General features: G+C 36.5%; 3 protein-coding genes and 1 pseudogene. All 4 read right to left on the bottom strand.

Features of this window, described 5'->3' with window-relative positions:
- On the bottom strand, positions 1-715 hold a 715-nt coding region (locus LDB17_RS01085), incomplete at its 3' end, for a polyketide synthase (protein WP_393924837.1).
- A 7-nt stretch (positions 716-722) separates the two neighbouring features.
- A complete protein-coding gene (locus LDB17_RS01080) occupies positions 723-7,838 on the bottom strand; it encodes a type I polyketide synthase (protein ID WP_252637339.1) in 7,116 nt (2,371 codons plus the stop codon).
- 51 nt (positions 7,839-7,889) lie between these two features.
- Positions 7,890-9,254 carry an MATE family efflux transporter gene (locus LDB17_RS01075; RefSeq protein WP_252637337.1) on the bottom strand — a complete coding sequence of 455 codons (1,365 nt, stop codon included), beginning with the start codon at positions 9,252-9,254 and terminating at the stop codon, positions 7,890-7,892.
- A gap of 340 nt (positions 9,255-9,594) precedes the next feature.
- Positions 9,595-10,806 (bottom strand): annotated as a pseudogene (locus LDB17_RS01070) (DsrE/DsrF/DrsH-like family protein); the annotation flags it as partial.
- Positions 10,807-10,905 lie beyond the last annotated feature (99 nt).

Below are 10,905 nucleotides of genomic sequence, written 5' to 3'. Positions count from 1 at the left end.
CAACATGAACTCCCCCTGCAACTGCAATATCACATCTTCCACTTTCTAGTTCTTTCACACAATGATCCAATGCAATCAAAGAGCTAGCGCAAGCTGCATCAACTACATATGACGGTCCCTGCATATCTAACTTATTAGAAATAAGGGATGCTATCAGATTGGGTATAAGCCCGGGCATAGAATCCGCCTGATAACGCCCTCTTGATGTTTGATAATGTTCTTTTATTTTGTCGAGTTCTTCATCAGATAAATCGGGTAATGCTTTTTTTACCACTTCTGTTATTTGATGACTGACATGAACAATATCCATAGCTCGCCATATAGCAGATCCCACATATGCTCCTTTTCCTATTACCAATGCGCATTTCTTTAAGGATATATTTTTTTCAAAGACCGATGCATCTTCCAATGCTTCATAAACACATTTTAATGCTAAGAGATGTGCTGTATCCATTCCTTCTACAGCCAATGGTAGAATAGAAAATTGGATAGGGTCAAATAGTATATCCGGAATAAAACCTCCTCGTTTGCAGTAAAATCGATCTACAGCCGGAGTCTTTGTCTCTTCAAAATATCTAGGATCTAATCTATCAGCAGGAACATCCTTAATACAGTCCACCCCATTGATAAGATTATTCCAATACTCAGTGTAATTACTTGCTTCAGGAGCAATACAAGACATCCCTACTATTGCTATATCTTTCTTGTTTTCCACTTCTGAATCAATTATTTAAAAAGCTTTTTACATCTTCTGATCCACCCATCACCAGTATATGATTCTCTTTTCCATATTTAAGCTCATTTACAAAATATTCAGCTCCTTTCCTCAGAGGAATCAACGAAACCCCACGTTTCTTGAACTCAGCTTCTAATGTGTCATTTACCATACCTGTTCCTTTCCAGGGTCCCCAATTAATAGTGAGTATTCTGGCTTCAACTTTATCATTTAAGATTGGAGCAATATAATCGAAGACACTGTTTGCTGAAGCATAATCAGATTGTCCCTTGTTCCCATAAGATGATGCCACGCTACTGAACATTACAAATAGTTTTAGGTCGGAACGTAATTCATCCAGTAAGACATGCAGTGGAATGACTTTGGTAGAATACACTTTATCAAAAGATTCAAAAGTTTTATGTATAAATAATTTATCGTCCAACAAGCCTGCAGCATGAAATATCCCGTCTATTCTGTTATAGGTATCATATGTTTTTTTTATAAAACCTCTCAGTGCTCCTTCATTTTTTATATCTAAGGATATATATGTTACTTTCGCTCCGTTTTGTTCTATTTTTGCAACATTTTCATTTATCTGATTCGTCTTGAATATCTTTTGTACTTTCTTTTCTATTTCGCCGGGAGATTTCAGGTTTTCTTCAGTGATCAGATATTTACGTATCTTGTCCTTTGAGTCCAACGATTTATACTTATCAAATTCTTTTGTAGGAGTGTCTGAACGTCCTACAAGAATATAGTTACATGGATATTCTTTTGACAGTTCGCTAATCAACTCTGGAGTAATTCCTTGTGCACCACCAAATACAACAACTACAGAGTCTTTGTCGAAAGATAGATTGGAACTACCATTTTGAATAAGAGTGACAGGTTTAGGATTTGTAAAATATCTCTTTTTATCCTTATAGATTATTTCTGTATAGGTAGCATCATGTGTTAATAATTCATCTATTGCGATTTGAGACAAAGAATCAGGTTCGAAGATAGAATGAGATACTATTGCCCTGAAATTTATTGTAGGGAATTCATGTGCAAGACTCTTTATCAGTCCAGGGAAGCCTTGAATTTCTTTCAACTTAGATACCCCTTCAGTCATTTTAATATTACCAAGTACATCACTGAATGTATACACCCATTTAATCCTAGCAATATCTACATTTTTGATCATACTAAACACTTTTTTGATACTGTATTTTCGAGGGGATGTCGAAGAGTTGAGTATTACTAGCCCATCATACTGAGAAAGATTCTCATCTCCTTGTATCAAGTCAACAATAGCTCCATTTCCCTCTATTGATGCTTTTATATTTTGAGCATATCCACCACCATCATCAGTAAGGGCAAACCGTTTTCCTTCTATCTGAATTTTTTCTGAGTTTAAGGTTGTTTCTTCAAGTTCAAAACTCATTCTTATCAATTCATCTGCAATAGTTTTATTCTCTTTTACTGTTGTCTGTTCAACTTGAATTGTTTGCCCTATTTGAGACTGGGGTATAGAATCTTTATTCTCAACACCATTAGCCAACTCTCTTATCCAATCAATTAATCCATTAAGAGTTTTTACTGAAGCTAATTTTTCAATTGTATCATCAGCATCCTCAATACTACCGGATATATTTAGTTTTTCTCTCAATGAGCCTATAATCTCCATACGTTTGATAGAATCAATGCTGAGATCAGCTTCCAAATCCAAATCCAAACCAAGCATATCGGCTGGATAACCTGTTTTTTCGCTAACAGTTTCAAGAAGCAAGGCCTTGATATCATCAATTGTCACAGTTGTAGTTGGAACAGCAACTACCGATTGTGCCAAATCTGGTGTACTTGCAACTTGTGTTTGATTTATATTTGATTTGGCTAAATCCTTAATCCAGTCAATCAAACCGTTAAGGGTTTTTACCGAAGCTAGCTTTTCTACAGTATCTTCGGCATCTTCCATGCTTCCTGATATGTTAAGTTTTTCTCTCAATGATCCTATAATTTCCATTCGTTTGATAGAGTCTATACTAAGATCAGCTTCCAAGTCAAGGTCAAGACCTAACATTTCGATAGGATAACCTGTTTTTTCACTAACGGTCTCGAGTAATAAAGCTTTAATATCGTCTATAGACACATCCGGTGTTGATGGCTCTACAGATTTAGGCATCGACGCATTTATTGCCACAGGTTGTTGTATCGACTCTACGTGCTGCGGTACTGTGCTTACCGGTAAGACCTGTACTTGTTGCACAGGGATCGTTTGTATTGGAGTTGATATATTATTGGGAGTATGACCTAAATAGCCCAGCATGACATCACGCTGGCTCTGCATCATCATTCTCATACTATTTAGATATTCTAATATTACTTGATCTGAAGAAGAAAGTCCTGAAGATTCATTATTATTGGGGTTATTAACCATATTATTTAGGTTCATTAAAGGTTGTGTTATTGGGTATGCACCTGTCGAAGGCATTCGTCCATTAGTAGGTATAGCATTATGGCCATTGATATGCCAAACAATAGGACTCTTCTTATATTGTTCAGGCTCATCAATATTTACGATAGATGTATTGCGGTTTTTAAAGAGTTTTTCAACGTCAACAGATTTTCCTGTCGACAAATATTTTGCAAGAGTATGCAAGATGAAAGTTACTCCATTGAAACTTTTATTTTCTGTTTCAAAAGCAGAGACTTTATCTCCTAAGATGGATTGTACGAGTCCTGTAAGAACTCTACCGGGTCCAACTTCGATAAATATACGTGCACCTTCATTGTACAGATTTTCAACTTGCCGAGTAAAAAGTACAGGTTTAATAAGATGCTCCGCTAATCGATTTCTTATTTCTTGAGTTTTTTGAGGGTAAAGTTCCGCTGTTGTATTAGACCATACAGGTATATTTAGAGTCTTAAAGTCAACCTTGTTTAACACATCGGCGTAAAGCTCTCTTGATTTGTGTAAAAGAGGACTATGAAATGCGCATGCTACATTAAGCTCTTTATATGCAATATTTTTATTACTTAGTTTTCGCATAAAAGCATTCACTCCATCCGTAGAACCTGCCAGTACAATTTGTTTCGGAGAATTAAAGTTCACAGCCCACACATCCTTTTCACCTTCCAATAGGCCAATTATCTCTGTTTCGGGAAGACTGACAGCTATCATTCTCCCTTTATCCTCTTCTATTGCATCTAATATAGATAAAGCTCTTTTATGACTTAATGGCACTAGCTCTTCGGCATCAAAAGCACCGGCAAAACATAAAGCCGGCAACTCTCCATAGCTATGACCTGCCACCATATCAGGCATAATACCTAGAGACTTTAGAAACTCAGCGAATGCAAAATCTACAATTCCAAGTAATGGTTGAGCATTTCGTGTATCGGTGATAACTTTCTCTTGCTCTTTACGTGTTTCTTCATCGAATGCTGAGTAAGGAAATAATATCTTTTCGTATTCTTTGTGTTTTTTAAGCAAGCGACGCATTGCAGGAAAAGCAACAAACATATCGCGAGCCATATTTACTCTTTGACTACCTTGTCCGGAAAACATAAATGCAACTTTGCCGTCTTTCGCATTTTTTAAATATATGCCATGTTCTTCTTTTCCGCTAAGAGCCGTATTAATTCTATTTAGCAATTCTTTGCAGTCACTTGCTATTATAGATAGTTGAACTTCTTTCTTGCTGTGTACAGCTAAACTGTAAGCTATATTTTTAATATTGATTGTATCATTGTAGCTCAACAGATCTTTTACTTTTTGCAATTGTTGTTTGGCTTCGTTTAGTGAATCGCCACGAAATACAAATAGTTCTGATGGCCACAAGGGTAAACTGCTATTATGTTCTTCCTCCTTTTTATAATTTTCCATTACTACATGGAAATTAGTCCCACCAAAGCCAAAAGCACTAACTCCGGCGATTCTCGTTTCACTATCCCAATACCCAGACTGTGAATTAAAGACAAAAGGACTACTGTCTTTATCGTAATAAGGATTCGGTTTATTAAGATGTAATGTCGGCGGTTGAACTTTGTAGTAAATAGACAAAGCAGTTTTGATAACGCCTGCAATACCTGCAGCACATTTAGCATGTCCTATTTGTGTTTTGACTGAACCTAGTAATGTTTGTCCTTTAATGGCGCCTGATTCAAGAAACATATCTGTTAATGCTCGTAGCTCTGTTCGGTCTCCCACTACTGTTCCCGTACCATGAGCCTCTATCATTTCTACCTGTGATGGTAAAATTCCTGCATTCTGATAAGCTCTTTGTAATGCTTTTATCTGTCCATTTCTGTTTGGGGCAGTCATTCCCAGACTTTTTCCATCACTACTACCTCCCATTCCTTTTATAACAGCATATATCTTATTTCCATCACGTTCGGCATCAGCTAACCGTTTCAGGACTAAAACGCCAATGCCTTCCCCCAAGGCAATACCATCTGAATCTGCATCGAATGAGGCAGAGTAACCTTTACGGGATAATGCATGCGTACATGAAAACATTAAGAAGTCGTTGATTCCGTTATGTAAGTCGGCTCCACCTAAAAGTACCATATCTGAGCGATTGGAGAATAATTCCTGACAGCCCAAATCCAGAGCTGCAAGAGATGAAGCACATGCTGCGTCTACTGTATAGTTTCGTCCACCCAGATTTAGACGATTGGCGATTCTACCGGATATCACATTTGATAATACTCCGGCAAAAGAATCTTCATTAAGACGAGGTAGGGAATTTTTCAAAACATCTGGTAATTCGCCAAAAACCTGTTTTGCATAACCTCTGAAACCATAACTTGCCGCTAGTTCTGTTGCACCTTCTGCACCGAATATAACGGAAGTGTTTTCCAAATCAATTTCGGACAGGTTTTCATATCCTGCATCTGTTAAGGCTTGCTTAGCCACCAAAAGGCTCAATAATTGTGTTGGTTCTATAGACGCAAGCGATTGAGGTGTCATTCCAAACTCAAGAGGATCAAAGTCTATCGATGGAATAAATCCGCCCCATTTCGAGACCACTTTATCTGTATCTGTAGAGTTTGAATCATAATATAGATCTTTATTCCAGCGACTATCGGGAACCTCTGTTATACAATCTTTGCCAAGAACGATATTTCTCCAATATTCTTCAATGTTATGTGCATTCGGAAAAATACCTGAAATTCCTACAATAGCTACATCTAATGGTTTTGTATTTGATGTTGGCAAAGCAATATCGGGCAGTTGAGAAAGTAGCTCGTTATTATCTACAGCTACATGCTTATGCAATTCATCCAGAGTTATTTCTTTTTGATTGAGAGCTGCTATTTGTCCTATCATATAAAGACCTTTTTCTTTTTGCTCTTTCTCGTTCAATTTTACAAGATCAGTTCCTATGCGTTCAATGCCTTTTGTTGCAATTCTTGAACGACCAAGGTTAAGTTCCTCTAATCTGATCCAAATTTCTTTACTATCTAGGTTTTGCTGTTGTAGTTTTTCTTTTTCCTTACCGAAATATTCTGTAAATGGAGATTTTAGAGATTGTGTTTCTTGTCCGGGAGCTGCTTGCAGAATAACTGTTGCATTTTCTTCAATCGCCAATTTTTGGAATTCAGGACGGATGGCTTTTGTCTCTACGGCTTCTTTTGTATAAAGATATGAAGACCCCATTAACACCCCTATTTTAGCACCTTTAGCATCAAGTGTGGCAGACATTATAGATACGAATGCAGAAGAAAATGCATCATGTATCCCACCCGCAAAAAAGACACTAAATGCAGATAGATTATCTTCTTTTAGTAATCTGTATATCTGTCTTTCCCATAGGATAAAGCTGGAAAGAGGGCCTATATGTCCCCCACTTTCACGTCCTTCGAATACAAAGTTCTTCGCCCCTTCCTTAAGAAATATATCCAACAATGTTTGAGATGGGACATGAATAAAAGCTTTGATACCTTCTTTTTCAAATGGTTTTGCCAAAGCGGGGCTTCCTCCGGCGATAAGTACCACGGGTGGTCTGTAATCCAATATATATTTCGTTTGCTCTTCACGTTGTTTTGCAGGAATAAATCCTAGTAGCCCAACGCCCCAGACTTTGTCGTTGAGTAACCGACTGGATTCTGCTATCAGGTTGCAGGCGGCATCTCCGGTTGTCATACTCATGGCTATAAAAGGTAATGCTCCCGCATCAGCTACACTACAAGCAAATTCAGGGACATCGCTTACTCTAGCCATTGGCCCTTGTGCTATTGGGTATTTTATACCTAAACTTTTTGCGAGTTTACTATCTGATTTGATTGTTTGCAATCTTTTTGCTTGCTGTATATGACCGTATATAGCTTCATAGAAACTAGAAACGAAAGTGTTAAGGTTTTTATATTTTTCTACAAAGTCAATAGATAATGAAATATCTTGCCCCATAGGTAAGATATTCTTATTAATATCTAATTCTCCCAATAATGGTATAATATCCGAATATTTAGTGTTGACAGGTAATTTAGGAGAGTTTTTCCTCAACAATATCCTGAAATTGTCAATTACGGTAGTCTCACTCCCACTCAGTTTACTAAAAATATTTTTCTGATCTTTGGTTAAACTGCATTCAGGAAATAAGGAAATCTGACTATCCATAATAACCCCCTTAGCCCCTAAAGCCAAACAAGCGGCAGAAGTATGTACACCGACTCCGCCTTGTATATAAATATTTATTCCTTTATTTAAATATTTATCCGCTATACTTTGGAAAAGGATAAATGAGGACTGAGCCGACACTTTTCCTGTTCCTTCATTTCCTTTTACGATAATATTACTGATACCGCTATCGACTACTCTTGCAGCTTCATCTAAAGAATGTACCTGACATAATTTTTCTATATTTTCGCTTACTGATATATTCATACCAGCAGGAAAAATCACTCTAGTTACATTTGGTGGAAGTTCTAATTTTAATGAAGTCTCATCTACAAAACAAACCCCAAAAGATTCAGTTGTAGATTCACTCATGATATCTAAGGATTCTTGTGCTTTTTGCAGATTCCTACCAAGATGCAATACGAGATATGCATCGGTCTTGATCGTTTCTAAAGCTAAAGCAGGATTCGGTATCTCGAAGGGAGATACGATTAGTAGCTCTTTGTAATGTTGCATTATTAAATAGTTGTAGTTTGTTTTATATGTTTGTCTTTCTTGTTTTATTATCTAATCTATTGCATATATATATTTTTCTTTAAGTTTATGTACTTGCCAAATATAAATTATAACAGCTAATATTGTTGATGCAACATCAGCTAATGGTATTGAAATCCATACCCCATCCAATTGAAAAAAAAGAGGTAAAATGAATAACAGCGGTACTAGAAAAAGGAATTGCCGTGTTAGGCTTAAGATGATTGCTTTCGTCGGCATTCCTATAGATTGGAAAAAATTAGAAATGACCATTTGCAAACCACTAAGAGGTAATACAATCGTTATTATTTTTAAAACTCTAGAGGCTTTACTTGCCAATGTAGGACTAGGATTAAATGGACTGACTGCAATATCTGAAAAGAATAATCCACCCATCATACCGAGAAATCCGATACCGACACCGGCTTTTATTGCGTGATTTACTGTAGATATTACCCTTTCTATCTTCTGGGCTCCATAATTGTATCCAACGATGGGTTGCATTCCTTGTGTTAAACCAACAATGATGAGTACAATAATAAGATTTAATCTATTGGCTATTGAATATGCTTCTACAGCGATGCTGTCTCCGTAAGTACTTAACCTGTTATTTATAAAAAAGACAACAATGGAAGCTGCTACTTGCATCAGAAATGGAGAAACCCCGATACTCATTATAGCCCATACAATTTTTTTATCTAGACTTAACTTATGCTTATGTAGTGTTAATGTGTTATTTCTATCAAGAAAATGAATCATAAAGATAACGAAGGAGCTAAACGCGGCTATTGAAGTAGTAATTGCAGCACCTCTCATCCCCCATTCGAATATAAAAATGAAAATAGGTGCAATTATAATATTTAAAATAACACCAAATAGCATTATATACATTGCTTTTTGAGGATAACCCGACGCACGCATAACACTGCTCAATACGAACCCTAAATTCAGAAAGATACAACACGGCAGATAATAGATTAAAAACTCGCGAGCAAAATGATAAGTGTCTTGTGTTGCTCCGATTATATGTAATAGTGGATCGATAAAGATATAGGTTAGAAAGACGAAGAACCCTGTAAATAATATAATCAAAATAAGGGCATTACCTAGCACTCTATCCATCTTATCTTTGCAACCTTCACCCATATAAATAGCAATACGAGTGGCAGCACCTGTACCGACGAATGCTCCTAATGCAGTAAAGAATGTCATTATAGGAAAAACGAGTCCTAGCCCACCAATGGCATGATCTCCTAAATTAGGACCATGTCCAATATAAATACTATCCACAATATTGTAGATGGCAACAACTAAGGAACCGATAATAGCCGAAATGGAATATTCTCTCAGTAGTTTTGTTGTTTGTTCCGATTCTAATCTATTTAGTATAGACCCCATTATTTTATCTGATTACTAAATGTTATCCAGGCAAAACATTAGTAATGTATGTAAAGTCAATGTTAAAGAAAAAAGATATTTATAGTCTCAAGCCACAAACTTATATAAATATATTTTACTAAACAAATAAAAATAATTATTGAACAAAGAATAAAGCCCCTACAAATTATCTGAGAAGGAATCTAAATCTATGAAATTTATTGTTTTTTAATTTAAGGATATTATATCTACTTTCTTTTTGTATAGGTGCAAAAACATAAAAAGAACTCCTCTCTCACCAAGATAAATAGATCAGGTGAGAGAAGAGCATTTAGGGCTTTGTCTTATATATCTAAAAATATTAAATGAATAGATTTACATTCGCATTTTCTGCTCTATCGAGATAAGCGGCAACACCACCAATCGTAATATTATCTATTAATTCCTCTTTTTTTATACCCATTACATCCATCGACATAGAACATGCAATAAACTCTACACCATTGTCTAAAGCTTGTTGCATAAGGCTTTCAAGGCTATCTACATTTTTATTTTTCATGATGCTACGCATCATTTTACTACCGATTCCTCCCATATTCATTTGAGATAGGCCTAGTTTTTTGCTACTAGATGGCAACATCATGCCAAACATTTTTCCCATAAAGTCTTTTCTTACAGCAGGCTTTTTCTCCTTTTTTATTACATTCAGCCCCCAGAATGTAAAGAAGATACTTACTTTTTTACCCGTAGCTGCGGCACCATTAGCTATGACAAAGGAAGCTAGAGCTCTATCCAAATCGTCACTAAATACTATCAGCGTTTTATTATCTCTAGCGATAGCTGATGTGGTGCAAGAAGCGTCTTCTTTTGCTACCTTTTCTACAGTAGCAGTTATTACCCCACCCGAATTATTCATGCTTACCAGTTTTGCGCCAATCATACGACACCAGCCATTTAAGTCTTCACCAAAAGCCTGATCTGTAACGCTAATTTCGAGGCGGTCGCCTAGATTTATTTCATCGTAATTTTTCTTCAATTGCATGATCGGGCCAGGACACTGTAATCCACAAGCATCTATTTTGATTGTTTTAATTGTTGTACTTTCTTTATTTTCCATCTCTCCATCATCTTTAATAAGTGTATCACAAAGTCCTTCACTCGCTGTATTATCAGCAATAGCACAAGAGTAAGTCCGATATCCTCCCGAAAGATTATAAACGTCGGTATAACCATGTTGCATAAGAATCCGCGAGGCAATATATCCACGTAATCCAACAGCGCAATAAACTATAATCTTTTTATCTCTCGGCATTTCATTAAGACGACTTCTAATCTCATCGACTGGTATATTAATTGCACCTTCGATATGTCCAAAATCATATTCTTCCTTTGTACGTGAATCTATAATCATTGCCTTTGTTTTATCTATGCTGGGGATGTCACGCCATTGGATAATGTTTACTTTCCCTTTTAAAATATTCTCGGCTACAAATCCGGCCATATTTACCGGGTCTTTGGCTGACGAGTATGGGGGAGCATAAGCGTGTTCTATCTCCTGAAGATGGCAGATTGTTGGGAGCTCAAGTGGTCGGTTATGATGGGGTTGATAAACGTATTGACCTATTTGCACAGGTAATAAAAAATGGAGGTACAATTTATGATCTTCAGGAGA

Source organism: Dysgonomonas sp. Shenzhen-Wh21, from assembly GCF_043392705.1.
Taxonomy (GTDB): domain Bacteria; phylum Bacteroidota; class Bacteroidia; order Bacteroidales; family Dysgonomonadaceae; genus Dysgonomonas.
The sequence above is the reverse complement of the archived record's forward strand: the minus strand, read 5'-3'. Positions and strand labels throughout refer to the sequence as shown.